Source organism: Streptomyces sp. NPDC001851, assembly GCF_040297165.1.
In the GTDB taxonomy this organism is placed as follows: domain Bacteria; phylum Actinomycetota; class Actinomycetes; order Streptomycetales; family Streptomycetaceae; genus Streptomyces.
Map to the genome: position 1 here is coordinate 172,109 of NZ_JBEOYR010000016.1, position 17,672 is coordinate 189,780.

At 72.0% G+C, this 17,672-nt stretch carries 19 protein-coding genes and 1 riboswitch; of the genes, 10 read left to right on the forward strand and 9 right to left on the reverse strand.

The window, feature by feature from the left end; genetic code table 11:
* The first annotated feature begins 9 nt into the window (after window positions 1-9).
* Window positions 10-121: riboswitch (TPP riboswitch) on the forward strand.
* The 5 genes from thiO (at window position 119) to ABT171_RS24435 (ending at window position 5,261) form a co-directional block, all read left to right on the forward strand.
* Window positions 119-1,294, forward strand: a complete 1,176-nt coding sequence (gene thiO, locus ABT171_RS24415; RefSeq protein ID WP_351247147.1) for a glycine oxidase ThiO — start codon at window positions 119-121, stop codon at window positions 1,292-1,294. Its footprint overlaps the riboswitch before it by 3 nt.
* Window positions 1,291-1,509, forward strand: a complete 219-nt coding sequence (gene thiS, locus ABT171_RS24420) for a sulfur carrier protein ThiS (RefSeq protein WP_351247149.1) — start codon at window positions 1,291-1,293, stop codon at window positions 1,507-1,509. Before thiO ends, thiS begins: the two co-directional genes overlap by 4 nt.
* 3 nt (window positions 1,510-1,512) lie before the next feature.
* Window positions 1,513-2,307: a thiazole synthase gene (locus tag ABT171_RS24425; protein ID WP_351247151.1), complete on the forward strand. Its 795-nt coding sequence runs from the start codon at window positions 1,513-1,515 to the stop codon at window positions 2,305-2,307.
* 89 nt (window positions 2,308-2,396) lie between these two features.
* Window positions 2,397-4,310: a Stk1 family PASTA domain-containing Ser/Thr kinase gene (gene pknB / locus ABT171_RS24430; protein WP_351247153.1), complete on the forward strand. Its 1,914-nt coding sequence runs from the start codon at window positions 2,397-2,399 to the stop codon at window positions 4,308-4,310.
* A 57-nt stretch (window positions 4,311-4,367) separates the two neighbouring features.
* The gene (locus ABT171_RS24435; RefSeq protein WP_351247155.1) at window positions 4,368-5,261 is read left to right on the forward strand and encodes a deoxyribonuclease IV; all 894 of its coding nucleotides are present in this window, start codon (window positions 4,368-4,370) and stop codon (window positions 5,259-5,261) included.
* A gap of 6 nt (window positions 5,262-5,267) precedes the next feature.
* On the opposite strand, the gene ABT171_RS24440 is transcribed toward ABT171_RS24435, so the two are convergent.
* Window positions 5,268-5,900: a sulfite oxidase-like oxidoreductase gene (locus tag ABT171_RS24440; protein ID WP_351247157.1), complete on the reverse strand. Its 633-nt coding sequence runs from the start codon at window positions 5,898-5,900 to the stop codon at window positions 5,268-5,270.
* A gap of 174 nt (window positions 5,901-6,074) precedes the next feature.
* Between ABT171_RS24440 and bfr the strand changes: the two genes are divergently transcribed.
* Window positions 6,075-6,554: a bacterioferritin gene (gene bfr / locus ABT171_RS24445; RefSeq protein ID WP_351247159.1), complete on the forward strand. Its 480-nt coding sequence runs from the start codon at window positions 6,075-6,077 to the stop codon at window positions 6,552-6,554.
* 10 nt (window positions 6,555-6,564) lie between these two features.
* Here the strand turns inward: bfr and ABT171_RS24450 are convergent, their stop codons facing one another.
* Window positions 6,565-6,789: a (2Fe-2S)-binding protein gene (locus ABT171_RS24450; protein ID WP_351247161.1), complete on the reverse strand. Its 225-nt coding sequence runs from the start codon at window positions 6,787-6,789 to the stop codon at window positions 6,565-6,567.
* A 149-nt stretch (window positions 6,790-6,938) separates the two neighbouring features.
* Entirely contained in the window at window positions 6,939-8,291 is a 1,353-nt protein-coding gene (locus ABT171_RS24455; protein ID WP_351247163.1) for a class II 3-deoxy-7-phosphoheptulonate synthase, read from the reverse strand.
* A 106-nt stretch (window positions 8,292-8,397) separates the two neighbouring features.
* On the opposite strand from ABT171_RS24455, the gene ABT171_RS24460 reads away from it, so the two are divergent.
* Both ABT171_RS24460 and ABT171_RS24465 read left to right on the forward strand, forming a co-directional pair.
* Window positions 8,398-8,454, forward strand: coding sequence for a trp operon leader peptide (locus ABT171_RS24460; protein WP_107440922.1), 57 nt, complete (start codon window positions 8,398-8,400; stop codon window positions 8,452-8,454).
* Between the two features lie 93 nt (window positions 8,455-8,547).
* Complete coding sequence (locus ABT171_RS24465) at window positions 8,548-10,404, forward strand: anthranilate synthase family protein (protein WP_351247165.1); 1,857 nt, start codon at window positions 8,548-8,550, stop codon at window positions 10,402-10,404.
* A 17-nt stretch (window positions 10,405-10,421) separates the two neighbouring features.
* On the opposite strand, the gene ABT171_RS24470 is transcribed toward ABT171_RS24465, so the two are convergent.
* The 4 genes from ABT171_RS24470 to ABT171_RS24485 all read right to left on the reverse strand — a co-directional run bounded on the left by ABT171_RS24470 (window position 10,422) and on the right by ABT171_RS24485 (window position 14,250).
* Entirely contained in the window at window positions 10,422-11,450 is a 1,029-nt protein-coding gene (locus ABT171_RS24470) for a 6-phosphofructokinase (RefSeq protein ID WP_351247167.1), read from the reverse strand.
* A 94-nt stretch (window positions 11,451-11,544) separates the two neighbouring features.
* Window positions 11,545-12,222, reverse strand: a complete 678-nt coding sequence (locus tag ABT171_RS24475) for a response regulator (RefSeq protein ID WP_351247169.1) — start codon at window positions 12,220-12,222, stop codon at window positions 11,545-11,547.
* Window positions 12,219-13,445 (reverse strand): MacS family sensor histidine kinase, encoded by a 1,227-nt coding sequence (gene macS / locus ABT171_RS24480; RefSeq protein WP_351247171.1) that lies wholly within the window; start codon window positions 13,443-13,445, stop codon window positions 12,219-12,221. Before macS ends, ABT171_RS24475 begins: the two co-directional genes overlap by 4 nt.
* 34 nt (window positions 13,446-13,479) lie before the next feature.
* Complete coding sequence (locus ABT171_RS24485) at window positions 13,480-14,250, reverse strand: lysophospholipid acyltransferase family protein (protein WP_351247226.1); 771 nt, start codon at window positions 14,248-14,250, stop codon at window positions 13,480-13,482.
* 173 nt (window positions 14,251-14,423) lie between these two features.
* Here ABT171_RS24485 and ABT171_RS24490 point away from each other — a divergent pair, with 173 nt between their 5' ends.
* Both ABT171_RS24490 and ABT171_RS24495 read left to right on the forward strand, forming a co-directional pair.
* Window positions 14,424-15,203, forward strand: a complete 780-nt coding sequence (locus ABT171_RS24490; RefSeq protein ID WP_351247173.1) for an alpha/beta hydrolase — start codon at window positions 14,424-14,426, stop codon at window positions 15,201-15,203.
* On the forward strand, window positions 15,196-15,759 hold the full coding sequence (locus ABT171_RS24495; RefSeq protein WP_351247174.1) for a hypothetical protein: 564 nt from the start codon (window positions 15,196-15,198) through the stop codon (window positions 15,757-15,759). The genes ABT171_RS24490 and ABT171_RS24495 overlap by 8 nt, the downstream gene beginning before the upstream one ends.
* Before the next feature lie 32 nt (window positions 15,760-15,791).
* Here ABT171_RS24495 and ABT171_RS24500 read toward each other — a convergent pair whose 3' ends face one another.
* Window positions 15,792-16,544 (reverse strand): endonuclease/exonuclease/phosphatase family protein, encoded by a 753-nt coding sequence (locus ABT171_RS24500; RefSeq protein WP_351247176.1) that lies wholly within the window; start codon window positions 16,542-16,544, stop codon window positions 15,792-15,794.
* Between the two features lie 127 nt (window positions 16,545-16,671).
* The gene (locus tag ABT171_RS24505) at window positions 16,672-17,625 is read right to left on the reverse strand and encodes an ROK family glucokinase (RefSeq protein ID WP_351247178.1); all 954 of its coding nucleotides are present in this window, start codon (window positions 17,623-17,625) and stop codon (window positions 16,672-16,674) included.
* Window positions 17,626-17,672 lie beyond the last annotated feature (47 nt).

The following is a 17,672-nucleotide window of genomic DNA, read 5'->3' on the forward strand; positions in this document are numbered from 1 at the left end:
GGCCACCGTACAAGCACTCGCGGGAGCCCGGACGCACCGGGCTGAGAGGGAGGCTGGCGGCCTCCGACCGTACGAACCTGATCCGGGTCATGCCGGCGAAGGGAGGGGCTGGACGCCCATGTCGTCACGTACGTCCGATACGTCCGACGTCCTCGTCATCGGGGGCGGCATCATCGGCCTGGTCACGGCCTGGCGCGCGGCGCAGCGCGGGCTCGCCACGGCCGTGGTGGACCCCGAGCCCGGCGGCGGGGCCGCGCGGGTCGCGGCGGGGATGCTGGCCGCGGTCACCGAACTGCACTACGGCGAGGAGCGGTTGCTCGCCCTGAACCTGGAATCGGCGCGCCGCTACCCGGACTTCGCGGCCGAGCTGACCGAGCTGACCGGCCACGACCTCGGTTACCGCCGCTGCGGCACCCTCCAGGTCGCACTCGACGCCGACGACCGCGCGCATCTGCGGGAACTGCACGCCCTGCAGCGGCGCTGCGGCCTGGAGTCCGAGTGGCTGTCCGGGCGGGAGTGCCGGCGTCTGGAGCCGATGCTGGCACCCGGGGTGCGCGGCGGGCTGCGGGTGGACGGCGACCACCAGATCGACCCGCGCCGGCTGGCGGCGGCCCTGGTCACCGCGTGCGAGCGGGCCGGGGTGGTGTTCCACCGGACGCGGGCCGAGCGGCTGGACGTCGTACGGGACCGGGCCGCCGGGGTCACCACGGCGGACGGTGCCGCACTGCGCGCCGGCCAGGTCGTCCTCGCGGCCGGCAGCATGAGCGGGCGGCTCGCGGGCGTGCCCGAGGCGCTGCTGCCGCCGGTGCGGCCGGTGAAGGGCCAGGTGCTGCGGCTGACCGTGCCGCCCCGGTACGCGCCCTTCCTGAGCCGCACCGTGCGGGCCGTGGTGCGCGGCGGCCATGTCTACCTCGTGCCCCGCGAGAACGGCGAACTGGTCGTCGGCGCCACCAGCGAGGAGCTGGGCTGGGACACGACGGTGACCGCGGGCGGGGTCTACGAGCTGCTGCGCGACGCCCATGAGCTGGTGCCGGGCATCACCGAACTGCCGCTCACCGAGACCCGGGCCGGGCTGCGCCCCGGCTCACCCGACAACGCGCCGCTGCTCGGCCCGTCCGGGCTCGACGGGCTGCTGCTGGCCACCGGGCACTACCGCAACGGGGTGCTGCTCACGCCGGTCACCGGCGATGCGCTGGCCCAGCTGCTGACCGGCGGCCAACTGCCGGAAGCCGCCCGTCCGTTCACCCCGCGGCGCTTCGGTGCCGCTGCCGTCCCCATGGAGCAGCCCGCATGAGCATCTCCGTCACCCTTTCCATCTCCGTCAACGGGAAGCGCCGGGAGATCGCCCCGGGTACCGCTCTCGACACCGTCGTACGGTCGCTGGTCGCGGCGCCCTCCGGGGTGGCCGCCGCCGTCAACGAGACCGTCGTCCCGCGCACGCGGTGGGCGACCACGGCACTGGCCGAGGGAGACCGCGTCGAAGTCCTCACCGCGGTCCAGGGAGGCTGAGCCATGGCCGACGATCTCCTGGTCCTCGGGGACACGGCGTTCTCGTCGCGGCTGATCATGGGCACGGGCGGTGCGCCCAGCCTGGAGGTGCTGGAACGCGCGCTGGTCGCCTCCGGTACGGAGCTGACGACGGTCGCGATGCGGCGGGTGGACCCGTCCGTGCACGGCTCGGTCCTCTCGGTGCTCCAGAAGCTCGGCATCCGGGTGCTGCCGAACACCGCGGGCTGTTTCACCGCGGGCGAGGCCGTGCTGACCGCGCGGCTGGCGCGGGAGGCGCTGGGCACGGATCTGATCAAGCTGGAGGTCATCGCCGACGAGCGGACGCTGCTGCCGGACCCGGTGGAGCTGCTGGAGGCGGCGGAGACGCTGGTCGACGACGGGTTCACGGTGCTGCCGTACACGAATGACGATCCGGTGCTGGCGCGGAAGCTGGAGGACGTCGGGTGTGCCGCGGTGATGCCGCTGGGCTCGCCGATCGGGTCCGGGCTCGGCATCCGCAACCCCCACAACTTCCAGCTGATCGTGGAGCACGCGCGGGTGCCGGTGATCCTGGACGCGGGGGCCGGGACGGCGTCGGATGCCGCGCTGGCCATGGAGCTGGGCTGTGCCGGGGTGATGCTGGCCTCGGCGGTGACCCGGGCGCAGGAGCCGGAGCTGATGGCCGCCGCGATGCGGCACGCGGTGGAGGGCGGCCGGCTGGCCCGGCTGGCCGGGCGGATTCCGCGCAGGCACTTCGCGGAGGCCTCCTCGCCGGCGGAGGGGCGCGCCCACCTGGATCCCGAACGTCCGGCCTTCTGATCGCGGCGGAGTCACAGCTGTGCTGCATTCCGTCCCCGGAACAGCACAGCGTGCGGCACTGCCGGCCGGCCCTCGTAGACTCCCCTCTCGTGGATACGACCCTTCAGGACCCCCTCGTCGGGCAGGTGCTCGACGGCCGTTATCGCGTCGACGCACGGATCGCGGCCGGCGGGATGGCCACGGTGTACCGGGCCCTGGACACCCGTCTGGACCGTGTTCTCGCGCTGAAGGTGATGCACCCGACGCTCGCGTCGGACGGATCGTTCGTGGAGCGGTTCATCCGGGAGGCGAAGTCCGTCGCGCGGCTGGCGCACCCGAACGTGGTGCAGGTCTTCGACCAGGGGACCGACGGGTCGTACGTGTACCTGGCGATGGAGTACGTCGCCGGGTGCACCCTGCGGGACGTGCTGCGCGAGCGGGGTGCGCTGCAGCCGCGGGCCGCGCTGGACATCCTGGAGCCGGTGCTGGCCGCGCTCGGTGCCGCGCACCGGGCCGGGTTCGTGCACCGGGACATGAAGCCCGAGAACGTGCTGATAGGAGACGACGGCCGGGTCAAGGTCGCCGACTTCGGGCTGGTGCGGTCCGTGGACACGGTGACCAGCACGACCGGCGCGGTCCTCGGGACCGTGTCGTATCTCGCGCCCGAGCAGATAGAACAGGGCACCGCCGATCCCCGGGTCGACGTCTACGCCTGCGGTGTCGTGCTCTACGAGATGCTGACCGGTGGGAAGCCGCACTCCGGGGACTCCCCCGCGCAGATCCTCTACAAGCACATCCACGACGACGTGCCGCCGCCCTCGGCGCTGGTGCCGGGCCTGCCGTACGAGCTGGACGAGCTGGTGGCGTCGGCGACCGCGCGTACCCCGGACATCCGGCCGTACGACGCCGTGGCGCTGCTCGCCCAGCTGCGCGAGGCGCGCCAGGGGCTGACCGACGGGCAGCTGGACGCGGTCCCGCCGCAGGCGCTCACCGGCGAGCACGACAACGCCGAGGACCGCACGAGCGTGATCCCGCGCTCGCTGACCCTGCCGCGTCCGCTGCCCGTGAACGAGAACGAGGACGAACCCGCGGTCCTGCGCACCAGCCGGCTGCAGGCGCCCCCGGCGCCGCCCCGGCGGCCGAGGCGTCTGGTGCTGACGATCGTGGCCGCCGTCCTGGTGGTGTTCGGCGTGGGCGCCGGGGTCTGGTACATCAACTCCGGCCAGTTCACGAAGGTCCCGCCGCTGCTGTCGAAGACGGAGGCGCAGGCGCGGGACCGGCTGGACGCGGCCGGGCTGGAGGTCGGGCAGGTCAAGCGCGCGTACGACGACACCGTCCCGCGGGGCACGGTCATAGGCACCGACCCTGCGCCCGGCGCCCGGATCCGCGACCACGACGCGGTGACGCTGACCGTCTCGCTGGGCCCCGAGACGGTGAACGTGCCGGATGTCGCGGGCCGTCCGCTGGCCGATGCGCGGGCGCGGCTGAAGGCGGACGGGCTGGAGCCGGGCATGGTCACCCGGGAGTTCAGCGAGGACGTCGCCAAGGGCTCCGTGATCGCCACGACCCCGAAGGCGGGCATCAAGCGGCACGCCGGCTCGGCGATCGCGCTGACCGTCAGCAAGGGCAGCCCGATCGATGTGCCGGACGTCACCGGTGACGACGTGGACGAGGCCAAGCAGGAGCTGACGGACGCCGGGCTGAAGGTGGTGATCGCCCCGGAGCAGGTCAACTCCGACGTCGACAAGGGCAAGGTGGCCCGGCAGAGCCCGGCTGACGGCGGCCAGGCCGCCGAGGGCGACACGGTGACGCTGACGCTGTCCAAGGGCCCGCAGATGGTCGAGGTGCCGGACGTGACCGGCGACAGCGTGGACGACGCCCACAAGGCGCTGGAGGGCGCCGGCTTCAAGGTGGACGAGGACCGCGGGCTGCTCGGCCTGTTCGGCGACACCGTGAAGAAGCAGTCCGTGGCGGGCGGCGACACGGCTCCCAAGGGGTCGACCATCACCATCACCATCCGGTGACGGGGGTCACCGGGGACCGTGGTCCGGCGGCCGGGGCGGGCATGACACCCTGAACGGGTGAGTCCCGTTCAGCCCGCTCCCCTCCCCTCGCCCCTTCCGCGCAACCCCGTCGGCGGTCATGTCCCCGTGGCCGGCGGCCTGCACTCCGTGGGGCTGTCGTACGCCCGTGAGCTGCGGGCGGAGACCGTGCAGGTGTTCGTGGCCAATCCGCGCGGCTGGGCCACGCCCGCCGGGAACCCGCGGCAGGACGAGGCGTTCCGCCAGGAGTGCGCCGAGCGGTCGGTGCCGGCGTATGTGCACGCCCCGTACCTGATCAACTTCGGCTCGCACACCGAGGCGACCGTGGAGCGGTCGGTGGAGTCGCTCCGGCACTCGCTGCGGCGCGGGCGGGAGATCGGCGCGCTCGGTGTGGTCGTGCACACCGGGAGCGCGACCGGCGGGCGGGCCCGGGACGTGGCGCTGAAGCAGGTGCGCGAGCACATGCTGCCGCTGCTGGACGAGCTGACCCACGACGACGATCCGTTCCTGCTGCTGGAGTCGACCGCCGGACAGGGCGCCTCACTGTGCTCCCGCACCTGGGACTTCGGCCCGTACTTCGAGGCGCTGGACGCCCATCCGAAGCTGGGCGTGTGCCTGGACACCTGCCACATCTTCGCGGCGGGCCACGACCTGACCGGCCCGAGCGGCATGCACCAGACGCTCGACCTGCTGGTCGGCACCGTGGGCGAGGGCCGGCTGAAGCTGATCCACGCGAACGACTCCAAGGACGTGGTCGGCGCGCACAAGGACCGGCACGAGAACATCGGCGCCGGCCACATCGGCGAGGACCCCTTCCGCGCCCTGATGACCCACCCGGCGACCGCGGGCGTGCCGCTGATCATCGAGACACCGGGCGGCAGGGAGGGCCACGCGGCGGACGTGGAGCGGCTGAAGAAGCTCAGGGACGGCTGAGAGCGGTCAGAGTTCCGGGCCCTCGCCCGGTTGCTCCTGGTAGGAGTAGCGCTGTTCCTTCCAGGGATCGCCGATGTTGTGGTAGCCCCGTTCCTCCCAGAAGCCGCGGCGGTCGGCGGTCATGTACTCCACGCCGCGGACCCACTTGGGGCCCTTCCAGGCGTACAGGTGGGGCACGATCAGCCGGACCGGGAAGCCGTGCTCGGCGGTGAGCAGCTCGCCGTCCTTGTGGGTGGCGAAGATGGTGCGGTCAGACGTGAAGTCCGACAGGCGCAGGTTCGAGCTGAAGCCGTACTCCGCCCAGACCATCACGTGGGTGACGTCGGGCGCCGGCGGGGCCAGCTCCAGGAGGATGCGGGCGGGGATGCCGCCCCACTCCGCGCCGGTCATGCTGAACTTCGTCACGCAGTGCAGATCGGCCACCACGGTGGTGTACGGCAGGGCCGTGAACTCCTCGTGGTTCCAGACGTGCTTGTCGCCGTCGGCGGTGGCGCCGAAGACCCGGAACTCCCAGCGCTCGGGCCGGAACTTCGGGACGGGCCCGTAGTGCGTGACCGGCCAGCCGCGCTGGAGCCGCTGACCCGGCGGAAGCTCGGACCCTGCCGCTGCTCCCGACTCGCGCTCCACCGGATGACCCATGTATCCATCCTGACAGACCTCGGGCAGTGCCCTTGACCACCCCTCCGAGAATCGGACAAGCAGCATCAACTCAGGACGTACTTACTAAGTACGCACTTACTGGACGATCTTCGTCGCCGGTGCGATCATGCCGCCGCACCCTCTCCCGTAACCCGTGTGGAAGGAGCCGCTGCGATGCAGGGCGACCCCGAGGTCATCGAGTTCCTCAACGAGCAGCTCACCGGTGAGCTGACCGCGATCAACCAGTACTTCCTGCACGCGAAGATGCAGGAGAACGCCGGCTGGTACAAGCTCGCCAAGTACACGCGGCGCGAGTCGTTCGACGAGATGAAGCACGCGGAGGTGCTCACCGACCGGATCCTGTTCCTGGAGGGGCTGCCCAACTACCAGCGGCTCTTCCACGTCCGCGTCGGGCAGACGGTGCGGGAGATGTTCGAGGCCGACCGGCAGATCGAGGTCGAGGCGATCGACCGGCTCCGGCGGGGAATCAAGGTGATGCGCGAGAAGGGGGACATCACGTCCGCCACCATCTTCGAGGACATCCTCGCCGACGAGGAGCACCACATCGACTACCTCGACACCCAGCTGGAACTGCTGGAGAAGCTCGGCGAGGCGCTCTACCTCTCCCAGCTGATCGAACAGCCGGAGAGCTAGCACCCCGGCGCTAGGCGGCTTCCGGGAGCTCGGAGAGGGCCGGCTTGCCCTGGTCGGCCAGCTCACGCCGCGGGCAGGCACTCCGGCCCAGCAGGGCCTGGATCCGGCGGACGCAGGAGCCGCAGTCGGTGCCCGCCTTGCAGGCGGAGGCTATCTGGCGGGGGGTGCAGGCACCGTCCTCCGCGTGCTGCTTGACCTGGGCCTCGGTGATACCGAAGCAGCTGCAGACGTACACGCGGATTCACCTCCCGGGGCGGGATCGCTCTGTGACTGCCATCCCGTTTATCGGTGAGGCAAACCTAACCTTACCCGCCGCGCCGGGCCCGGAAAAGTGGAGAAGGGCGCGGATCCGATGTGATCCGCGCCCCAGATCGCCCCCGGGCCCTACTGGTCCCGGTACATCTCCGCGACCAGGAACGCCAGGTCCAGCGACTGGCTGCGGTTCAGCCGCGGGTCGCAGGCCGTCTCGTAGCGCTGGTGCAGGTCGTCGACGAAGATCTCGTCGCCGCCGCCCACGCACTCGGTGACGTCGTCGCCGGTCAGCTCCACATGGATGCCGCCCGGGTGGGTGCCGAGCGCCTTGTGGACCTCGAAGAAGCCCTTGACCTCGTCGAGCACGTCGTCGAAGCGGCGGGTCTTGTGCCCGGAGGCCGCCTCGAACGTGTTGCCGTGCATCGGGTCGGTCACCCAGGCCACCGTCGCGCCGGACGCCGTGACCTTCTCCACCAGCTCGGGGAGCTTGTCGCGGATCTTGTCGGCGCCCATCCGGACGATGAAGGTCAGCCGGCCCGGCTCCCGCTCGGGGTCGAGGCGGTCGATGTACTGCAGCGCCTCCTCGGCCGTCGTCGCCGGGCCGAGCTTGATGCCGATCGGGTTGCGGATCCGCGAGGCGAACTCGATGTGCGCGCCGTCCAGCTGCCGGGTGCGCTCACCGATCCACACCATGTGCGCGGAGACGTCGTACAGCTTGCCGGTGCGCGAGTCGACCCGGGTCAGGGCGGACTCGTAGTCCAGCAGCAGCGCCTCGTGCGAGGAGAAGAACTCGACCGTCTTGAACTCCTCCGGGTCGGTGCCGCAGGCCCGCATGAAGTTCAGCGCGTTGTCGATCTCCCGCGCGAGCTGCTCGTAGCGCTGGCCCGACGGCGAGGTCTTCACGAAGTCCTGGTTCCAGGCGTGCACCTGGCGCAGGTCGGCGTAACCGCCGGTGGTGAAGGCGCGCACCAGGTTCAGCGTGGAGGCGGAGGCGTGGTACATCCGCTTCAGGCGCTCGGGGTCCGGGACGCGGGCGGCCTCGGTGAAGTCGAAGCCGTTGACGGAGTCGCCGCGGTAGGTCGGCAGCGTCACGCCGTCGCGGGTCTCGGTCGGCTTGGAGCGGGGCTTGGAGTACTGCCCGGCGATACGGCCGACCTTCACCACGGGCACGGAGGCCGCGTAGGTGAGGACCGCGCCCATCTGGAGCAGCGTCTTGAGCTTGTTGCGGATGTGGTCGGCGGACACCGCGTCGAAGGCCTCGGCGCAGTCGCCGCCCTGGAGGAGGAACGCCTCTCCCTTGGCGACGGCCGCCATCCGGGCGCGCAGCTGGTCGCACTCGCCCGCGAAGACGAGCGGCGGATACGACTCGAGGTCCGCGATCACTGCGCGCAGAGCCTCGGGGTCGGGGTACTCGGGCTGCTGCGCCGCGGGCAGGTTTCGCCAGGTGTTGCCAGCGCTCGGGCTGGTCTTAGCGTTCACGGTCACCTCGTAAACATTACGGGGTCGTCTCGCGTGCCCCCTCCTCCGGCTCGAAGGGTGAGACGGAGCGACTGCCTCGTGGACGCGGCAGGGGTGCGGTAGGGTGCCTGACGTGTTCGCGCTTTCGATCCAGAACTGGTGGTGGACCGCTTCTCCGGCGGCCCGCTGATCGCGCGTACCCACGACTTCGCGAAGGCCGCCCGAGGGGCGGCCTTCGGTGTGTCCGGGGTCGTTCCTCACCGACATCGACGGAAGAGGAACCATGGACCTGGCACAGCTCCTGCACGACGACCGCCCCTTCGCCCTGCTCCGCCGCCGCACCCCCGGCCGCGACGCGCACCCGGTCGAGGTGCTCCTCGGCCCGGTGACCAGCCGCGACCGGCTCGCCGACCTGCCCGCCGAGGGCCTCGCGCTGGTCCCGTTCCGGCAGATCCGCGAGCGCGGCTTCGACGTCCGCGACGACGGCACCCCGCTGCTGGTGCTGACCCCCGAGGAGTCGTACGAGATCCCGCTCGACGTGGCGCTGTCCCAGCTCCCGGCGCACGAGGTGCGCGTCGAGGGCGGTGGTTTCGACCTCGGCGACGAGGCGTACGGCGAGATCGTCGCCCGGGTGCTGGACCAGGAGATCGGCCGGGGCGAGGGGGCGAACTTCGTGATCCGGCGCACGTACGAGGGCGGGATCCCGGGCTTCGGCCGGGCCGACGCGCTCGCGCTGTTCCGGCGGCTGCTGGAGGGCGAGCGCGGCGCCTACTGGACCTTCGTCGTGCACACCGGGGACCGGACGCTGGTCGGGGCCAGCCCCGAGGTGCACGTCCGGATGTCCGGCGGGACGGTCGTCATGAACCCGATCAGCGGGACGTACCGGTACCCCGCCGAGGGACCGACGCCGGAGCACCTGCTGTCCTTCCTCGCCGACGGCAAGGAGATCGAGGAGCTGTCGATGGTCGTCGACGAGGAGCTCAAGATGATGTGCACCGTCGGCGACAGGGGCGGGGCGGTCGTCGGGCCGCGGCTGAAGGAGATGGCCCATCTCGCGCACACCGAGTACGAACTACGCGGGAAGTCCTCCCTGGACGTACGGGAGGTGCTGAGGGAGACCATGTTCGCGGCGACGGTGACCGGGTCGCCGGTGCAGAACGCGTGCCGGGTCATCGAACGGCACGAGGTCGGCGGGCGCGGCTACTACGCGGGCGCGCTGGCCCTGCTCGGCCGGGACTCCGGGGGTGCGCAGACCCTGGACTCCCCCATTCTGATCCGCACCGCCGACATCTCCGCCGAGGGGCGTCTGCGGGTGCCGGTCGGCGCCACGCTGGTGCGCGGCTCGGACCCGGCGGGCGAGGTCGCGGAGACGCACGCGAAGGCGGCGGGCGTGCTGGCGGCCCTCGGGGTACGGCCGTCCCGGCCGCACGCGGAGCGGGAGCGGCCCCGGCTGGCCGACGACCCGCGGGTGCGGGCGGCGCTGGACGGGCGCCGGGCCGCGCTCGCGCCCTTCTGGCTGCGGATGCAGGAGCCGGCGCGGGAGCTGACCGGGCACGCCCTGGTCGTCGACGGCGAGGACACCTTCACGGCGATGCTCGCGCATGTGCTGCGGTCGAGCGGGCTGGACGTCACCGTCCGCCGGTACGACGAGCCGGGGCTGCGGGCGGCGGTGCTCGCGCACGCGGGACCGGTGGTGCTCGGGCCGGGCCCCGGCGACCCCTCCGATGCGGCCGACCCGAAGATGCGCTTCCTGCGCGAGCTGGCCGCCACGGTGATCCGGGACCACCGGCACGGCGTCCTCGGGGTCTGCCTCGGCCACGAGCTGATCGCGGCCGAGCTGGGGCTGGACATCGTCCGCAAGGAGGTGCCGTACCAGGGGGCGCAGACCACGATCGACCTGTTCGGACGGCCGGAGACGGTCGGCTTCTACAACAGCTTCGCCGCCCGCTGCGACGAGGAGGCGGCCCGTGAGCTGGCCGCGCACGGCGTGGAGGTGAGCCGGGCGGCCAACGGTGAGGTGCACGCGCTGCGCGGCCCGGGGTTCGCGGGCGTGCAGTTCCACCCGGAGTCGGTCCTGACGCTGAACGGGGCGACGGTCGTACGGGAACTGGTCGGTCAGCTGCGCCGTACGACCGTGTAGCCGTCCCGGGGCCGCCGTCAGCCGAAGAACACCCCGACCTCCTCGTACAGCTTCGGGTCCACCGTCTTCAGCCTGGCCGTGGCCTCGGCGAGGGGGACGCGGACGATGTCGGTGGCGCGCAGCGCGACCATGGTGCCGAAGTCGCCGTCGTGGACGCAGTCGATGGCGTGCAGGCCGAAGCGGGTGGCCAGCCAGCGGTCGAAGGCGCTGGGCGTGCCGCCGCGCTGGATGTGGCCGAGGACGGTGGTGCGGGCCTCCTTGCCGGTGCGCTTCTCGATCTCCTTCGCCAGCCATTCACCGATGCCGGACAGGCGGACGTGCCCGAAGGAGTCGAGCGACTCGTCCTTGAGGACCGCGTCCCCGTCCTTCGGCATCGCGCCCTCCGCGACGACCACGATCGGTGCGTACGACGCCTTGAACCGGGAGGTGATCCAGGCGCACACCTGGTCGAGGTCGAAACGCTGCTCGGGGATGAGGATGACGTTGGCTCCGCCGGCGAGGCCCGAGTGGAGGGCGATCCAGCCGGCATGACGGCCCATCACCTCGCAGACCAGTACGCGCATGTGGGACTCGGCGGTGGTGTGCAGGCGGTCGATGGCCTCCGTGGCGATGCCGACCGCGGTGTCGAAGCCGAAGGTGTAGTCGGTGGCGGACAGGTCGTTGTCGATCGTCTTGGGCACGCCGACGCACGGCACGCCGTACTCGTCGGACAGGCGCGCGGCGACCCCCAGGGTGTCCTCGCCGCCGATCGTGATCAGGGCGTCGATCTCCTGCTTGGCCAGGTTCTCCTTGATGCGGCGGATGCCGTTCTCCGCCTTGAGGGGGTTGGTGCGCGAGGAGCCGAGGACGGTGCCGCCGCGGGGCAGGATGCCGCGCACCGCGGGGATGTCGAGGCGCACGCTGTCGCCCTCCAAGGGCCCCCGCCAGCCGTCCCGGAAGCCGACGAAGTCATAGCCGTACTCCTGCACGCCCTTGCGGACGATGGCCCGGATGACGGCGTTGAGCCCGGGGCAGTCGCCGCCTCCGGTCAGTACTCCGACCCGCATGGAAATGTCCCTTCGTCACGGTTTCCTGACAGAGAGTCACGCTAGTGGTGATCCGTGTCACACCGGGAGGGGCGGGAAGAGTGATTCCGGTGCGCTACTCGTCGTCCAGGCCGCGCTCTATGGCGTACCGGACCAGCTCCACCCTGTTGTGCAACTGGAGCTTGCCGAGGGTGTTCTGCACATGGTTCTGGACCGTGCGGTGGGAGATGACGAGGCGTTCGGCGATCTGCTTGTAGCTCAGGCCCTTGGCGACCAGCCGCAGCACCTCCGTCTCCCGGTCCGTCAGCCGGGGCGCGCCGGGCTCGTCGGTGTCGGGGGCGGGCACCGGCTCGGCGGCCAGCCGGCGGTACTCGCCGAGGACCAGTCCGGCGAGGCCCGGCGTGAACACCGGGTCGCCGACGGCGGTACGGCGCACGGCGTCCAGCAGTTCCTCGGTGGAGGCCGACTTCAGCAGATAGCCGGTCGCGCCGGACTTCACGGCCTCCAGCACGTCGGCGTGCTCACCGCTCGCCGAGAGGACCAGGACGCGCAACGCCGGGTTGTGGGCGACCAGTTCCTTGCACACCTGGACGCCGGGCTTGGCGGGCAGGTTGAGGTCCAGCACGAGGACGTCGGGGGCGGCGGCCCTGGCGCGGCGGACCGCCTGCTCGCCGTCGCCCGCGGTGGCGACCACCTCGAAGCCGGACTCGGCCAGGTCCCGGGCGACCGCGTCGCGCCACATGGGGTGGTCGTCCACCACCATGACCTTGATCGGGTCCTGCTGCTCGCTCATCGTCGCTCCGCCTTCTTCCGCCGCGCCCGTCCGGCGCCCTTCGGTACTTTCAGTTCCACTTCCGTGCCCTGTCCGGGGACGGAGACGAGTTCGGCGCTGCCGCCCAGGTCGCGCAGCCGCCCGCGGATCGACTGGGCCACGCCGAGCCGGCCCTCGCCCTCGGCCTGGGCGAGCCGGCCCGCGGGGATGCCGGGGCCGTCGTCCCGTACGGTCACGACGATCTCGTCGGGCTCGTCCTCGACCAGGATCCAGGCCCGGGCCCCCGCCCCGGCGTGCCTGCGGACGTTGTCCAGGGCGGCGCCGACCGCGGCGGCCAGCTCCCGCGCGGCCGGCCGGGGCAGCTCGACCGGCGCACCGGGCTCGGCGAGGCTCACCCGGGCACCCGCGTATGGCGCCAGCAGGGCGCGCAGGTCGAGCGGACCGTCGTCGTCGGGCTCCTCCACCGCGCGCACGACGGCTCCCGCGGAGGCGTCCTCCGACACCCGGGAGACCGGCAGCAGACCGCCGGAGACCAGCGTGCGCAGCGCCACCTCCTGCTCCCCCGCGAGCCGCCCCAGCTCGGCCGCCTCTCCGCCGATCACCGCGCCGCGCCGCTGCACCATCGCCAGCACCTGCAGCACGCCGTCGTGGATGTCCCGGGCCAGCCGCTCCCGCTCCCGGGTCGCGGCCTCGATCTCCAGCGCGCGGGCCAGGGTGCGCTCGGAGGCGCGGGCCACCTCCACGACGTAGCCGATGGCGATCGAGGCCACCCAGACCAGGATCACGTTGTGCACGGTGTCCCGGGCGGGGCTGCCCCGCTCGACCAGGTTGACGACGGCCACGGCCGTGGAGGCGACGGCCGCCCAGCGCCAGCCGCCCTTGATGGCGAAGGCCAGCACCGAGCCCGCGGTCCATATCGACGGCAGGGTGGGGCCGCCGCCGGCGATCCGCTCGTGGTTGTCGGCGAGCGGGGTGAGCAGGATGCCGGTCAGGGCGACGGTCAGGTCGGCGGCCAGGAAGCGCTTGGTGCAGCTCGCCGCGTTCCGCACCTTCGGCAGGGTGGCGAGGGTCCACCCGAACAGGACGGCGAAGTAGGCGACGGCGACCCAGGGGCGGGCGAAGCGGGAGTACGCGGTGGCGCACAGGCCGATGGCGTACAGCATGGTCAGTACGCGGTAGCCGGTGAGCGCGCGCCACAGCGGCAGCTCGACCGACATCCTCATGACGCGCTCGCGCTTGGGCATGTCCCCCCGTCCCCCGACTCCCCCGGCTCCCCGCTTACCCCTCTGCCTTCTTCTCGCCTGCCTTCTTCTCGCCTTCCTTCTTCTCGGCCTCCCTGACCTTCTCCGCTTCCTTGGCCGCCTTCGCCGCCTCCGCGATCTGCCGCTTGGCCGCCGTCGCGTACATGTCGACGTACTCCTGGCCGGAGAGCTTCATGATCTCGTACATGACCTCGTCGGTCAGGGCGCGCAGGACGAAGCGGTCGTGTTCCATGCCGTGGTAGCGGCTGAAGTCCAGCGGCTTGCCGATGCGGATGCCGGGCCGCATCAGCTTCGGCATCACCTTGCCGGGCGGCTGGATCTTCTCGGTGTCGATCATCGCCACCGGGATGACCGGGGCGCCGGTGGCGAGCGCCACGCGCGCGAGGCCGCCGGGCTTGCCGCGGTAGAGGCGGCCGTCGGGCGAGCGGGTGCCCTCGGGGTAGATGCCGAACAGCTCGCCGCGTTCCAGCACCTCGATGCCGCTCTTGATCGCGGCCTCGCCGGCACCGCGCGCCCCGGAGCGGTCCACCGGGAGCTGTCCGACGCCCTTGAAGAAGGCCGCCGTCAGCCTGCCCTTGACGCCCGGGGTGGTGAAGTACTCGGCCTTCGCGATGAAGGTGATCTTGCGGTCGAGGACCGCGGGCAGGAAGAACGAGTCCGAGAACGACAGGTGATTGCTCGCCAGAATGGCGGGGCCCTCGGCCGGTACGTTCTCCAGGCCCTCCACCCAGGGCCTGAAGGCGACCTTCAGCGGCCCTCCGATGGCGACCTTCATCGTCCCGTACAACACCCGTATGCCTCCTGTTTGCGTCGAACAGACCTTAACCCGGAGGACCGTCAATGGACCCGACGACCCTGGTCGGTGTCAGTGCGGTCGCGTACGGTGAACCACATCCGCGCGTTGTCCCACGCCTCTGCCTTCCACCGGCGGGGGCCCTTTCACCCACAGGAGCGTCGAAGGTGCCGGTCCTCCCCGGAGCCGAGCCGTACCGCCACGAGGGCGGGGAGGTGGGGGTCCTCCTCTGCCATGGTTTCACCGGCTCGCCCCAGTCGCTGCGCCCCTGGGCGGAGCACCACGCGGCGCACGGCCTGACCGTGTCGCTGCCGCTGCTGCCCGGCCATGGCACCCGCTGGGAGGACATGCAGGTCACCGGCTGGCAGGACTGGTACGCCGAGGTGGACCGCGCGTTGCGCGTCCTCGCCGAGCGGTGCTCCCGGGTGTTCGTCGCGGGCCTGTCCATGGGCGGCGCCCTGGCGCTCAGGCTCGCGGCCCACCACGGCGAGCGGGTCCAGGGCGTCGTCCTCGTCAACCCGGCGAACAGGGTGCACGGCCTGTCGGCGTACGCCCTTCCGGTGGCCCGGCATCTCGTGCGGACGACGAAGGGCATCGCCAGCGACATCGCGAAGCAGGGCGCGGCCGAGCTGGGATACGACCGGGTGCCGCTGCACGCGGCACACTCGCTGCGGGTGTTCCTGCGCCGGCTGGACGGCGAGCTGCCCCAGGTCACCCAGCCGTTGCTGCTGCTGCGCAGCGCCCAGGACCATGTCGTCCCGGCGGCCGACTCGGCCCGGGTGCTGAGCCGGGTGTCGTCCACGGACGTGACGGAGATCGTGCTGGAACACAGCTACCACGTGGCGACGTTGGACGAGGATGCGGACCGGGTCTTCGAGGAGAGCCTCGCCTTCATCGGCCGGCTCGCACCCAGTCTCGGCGAGGAAGGGACGGCCACAGTTGGCTGAGCACGAGTGGGGCCGCGAGGACCGCGAGGGCCCTGAGCCGGACGAGCAGAAGGTGCCTTTCGACGAGGACGCCGCCTGGCGCGCCATCGTCGCCGGGTACGGCGAGGAGCCGCCGGATCCGCCGGGCGCCAGGCCCTTCAAGGCGGTGGAGGACCTGGCGCTGCCGGAGCCGGAGAAGGACGCCGGGGGCGACACCGGCAAGGCGCCGGTCCGGCCGCTGGGCAGCTCGGTCTCCTTCGCGCCCGGCGTCGGCCCGCGCGACCACACGCTTCCGGAGCCCTCCGACGACGACTTCGACGAGGACGACGAGGGCCACTTCGTCCCGCCGGAGCCGCCGCCGCTGCCGGCCGCCGACACCACGGCGAAGTTCGCCTGGCTGGGTGTCGTCGGCGGGCCCGTCCTGCTTCTGCTGGCGGTGCTGTTCGGCTGGCAGATGACCTGGTGGCTGACGACCCTCGGCATCGGCGGTTTCCTCGGCGGCTTCGCCACGCTGGTGATGCGCATGCGCACGGACGACGAGGAGGACGACGACCCCGGGCGGGGCGCGGTGGTCTAGGGGCTCCGGGGCCGGCGGTGTGGAAGCGGGGCTCAGGCCACCGGTACGCGCACGGCCGCCAGCACCGGGAGGTGGTCCGTGGCCGCTTTCAGATCGGCCTCGGTGACGCCCGGCTGGTCCAGCGGGACCCCGCAGCCGAGCACCTCGATGCCCTTCGTGACGAAGACGGCGTCGATGCGCTCGGGCGGGTCGCTGTGCAGCCAGGTCTCCTCGCCGCCCCAGGGGGCCACGGCCCGGCAGTCCCGCAGGCTCGCGGAGACCAGCCGGAAGGCGGGGCCGTCGGGGCCTTCGTTGAGGTCACCGCCGACGACGGCGTGCTCCACGCCCAGGGCGGCGAACCGCTCCAGGAGCAGCGCGGCCTGCTCGTACCGCTCCGTGTCGTCCAGGCTCAGATGACAGCTGATCACGCCGAGCCGGGCGGCGCCGAGGCGGATCACCGCCGTGGCGAGGCCGCGCCGGTGCAGTCCGGGGGTGAGGGGCAGCAGGACGTCCTCCGTCCGCTCCACGGTGGCCCGGAGCGAGCAGAGGATCGCCGGTCCGGCCGCGGTGGCCCCGCCGGTGAGGATCACCTGGCCGGTGGCCGCGGCGAGGCGGGCGAGCTTCTTGCGCCAGCGGAAGAAGAGGGGGGCTTCCTGGATCAGGACGAGGTCCGGGGCGCAGGCGCTGATCACTCTCGCGAGGGCGCGGGTGTCGTCGCGCATCGAGCGGATGTTGTAGCTCAGGACGCGGATGACGGGTGAACCGTCGGGCTCTGTGCGGGAGTTGGGGAGCAGGGGGGTAGCCATGCCGTCAATCTACGACGGGCCGGGGGTTTGGGCGCCTCATGGCTCGGGGCGCGGGGGTCGTGTGCGACTGCCGGCTCGTGGTGGCGTGTCGCGCAGTTCCCCGCGCCCCTTTTCCAGTGAACGCTTCTCACATGATCGGGTCGGGCTCCCGGGCCAGGTCCGCCGCGCCCACCAGGCCCGCCTTGTTGCCGAGCTGGGCCGCGATCACGTCGGCCACCGGGCGCCAGTTGCCGCCGACCAGCCAGCGCTTGTAGGACTTGCGGATCGGGTCGAGGACCAGCTCGCCCTCGTCGGAGAGGCCGCCGCCGACGATGAAGGCGGAGGGGTCGAAGAGGGAGGCGAGGTCGGCGAGACCGGCGCCGGCCCAGCGGGCCAGCTCGCGGTAGGAGTCGACGGCGACCGGGTCGCCCTGGCGGGCGGCCATGGAGATGTGCTTGCCCTCGATGCCGTCGGGGGTGCCGTCGCCGAGGCCGAGCAGGATCTCGGCGTGCTCGGGGGTGGCGTTGGCGCGCTGCTTGGCGTAGCGGACCAGGGCGCGGCCGGAGGCGTACTGCTCCCAGCAGCCCTGTGAGCCGCAGCCGCACAGCAGACCGTCCGGGACCATCCGGATGTGCCCGAACTCCGCGGCCACGCCGAAGTGGCCGCGGCGCAGCTTGTTGCCGATGATGATGCCGCCGCCGAGGCCGGTGCCGAGCGTGATGCAGATGACGTTGCGGTGGCCCTTGCCGGCGCCGAACCTGTACTCGCCCCAGGCGGCGGCGTTGGCGTCGTTCTCGACCACGACCGGGAGGCCCACGCGGGCCTCGACCTTCTCCTTCAGCGGCTCCTGGCGCCAGTCGATGTTCGGCGCGAAGTACACCGTGGAGCGCTGCCGGTTCACGTAACCGGCCGCACCGATGCCCACGCCGACGATGTCGTGCCCGGCGCGCGCACCCTCCACCGCCGAGGCGATGGCGTCCACGATGGCCTCGGGCGTGGTGGGGGTCGGCACCTTGAAGGTCGAGAGGATGTTGCCTTCCTCGTCGACCACGCCGGCCGCGATCTTGGTGCCGCCGATGTCGACGCCGATGGTGAGTCCCATGAATCCCTCAGTTTCGGTCGAGCCCCGCTACGGCCAACCGTACCCGA

What these genes read in the sequence shown, in the direction of transcription:
- thiO (WP_351247147.1), top strand. Translation starts at nt 119, where the DNA reads ATGTCGTCACGTACGTCCGATACGTCCGACGTCCTCGTCATCGGGGGC.
- thiS (WP_351247149.1), top strand. Translation starts at nt 1,291, where the DNA reads ATGAGCATCTCCGTCACCCTTTCCATCTCCGTCAACGGGAAGCGCCGG.
- ABT171_RS24425 (WP_351247151.1), top strand. Translation starts at nt 1,513, where the DNA reads ATGGCCGACGATCTCCTGGTCCTCGGGGACACGGCGTTCTCGTCGCGG.
- ABT171_RS24440 (WP_351247157.1), bottom strand. Translation starts at nt 5,900, where the DNA reads ATGGGTCATCCGGTGGAGCGCGAGTCGGGAGCAGCGGCAGGGTCCGAG.
- bfr (WP_351247159.1), top strand. Translation starts at nt 6,075, where the DNA reads ATGCAGGGCGACCCCGAGGTCATCGAGTTCCTCAACGAGCAGCTCACC.
- ABT171_RS24465 (WP_351247165.1), top strand. Translation starts at nt 8,548, where the DNA reads ATGGACCTGGCACAGCTCCTGCACGACGACCGCCCCTTCGCCCTGCTC.
- ABT171_RS24470 (WP_351247167.1), bottom strand. Translation starts at nt 11,450, where the DNA reads ATGCGGGTCGGAGTACTGACCGGAGGCGGCGACTGCCCCGGGCTCAAC.
- ABT171_RS24475 (WP_351247169.1), bottom strand. Translation starts at nt 12,222, where the DNA reads ATGAGCGAGCAGCAGGACCCGATCAAGGTCATGGTGGTGGACGACCAC.
- macS (WP_351247171.1), bottom strand. Translation starts at nt 13,445, where the DNA reads ATGCCCAAGCGCGAGCGCGTCATGAGGATGTCGGTCGAGCTGCCGCTG.
- ABT171_RS24500 (WP_351247176.1), bottom strand. Translation starts at nt 16,544, where the DNA reads ATGGCTACCCCCCTGCTCCCCAACTCCCGCACAGAGCCCGACGGTTCA.
- ABT171_RS24505 (WP_351247178.1), bottom strand. Translation starts at nt 17,625, where the DNA reads ATGGGACTCACCATCGGCGTCGACATCGGCGGCACCAAGATCGCGGCC.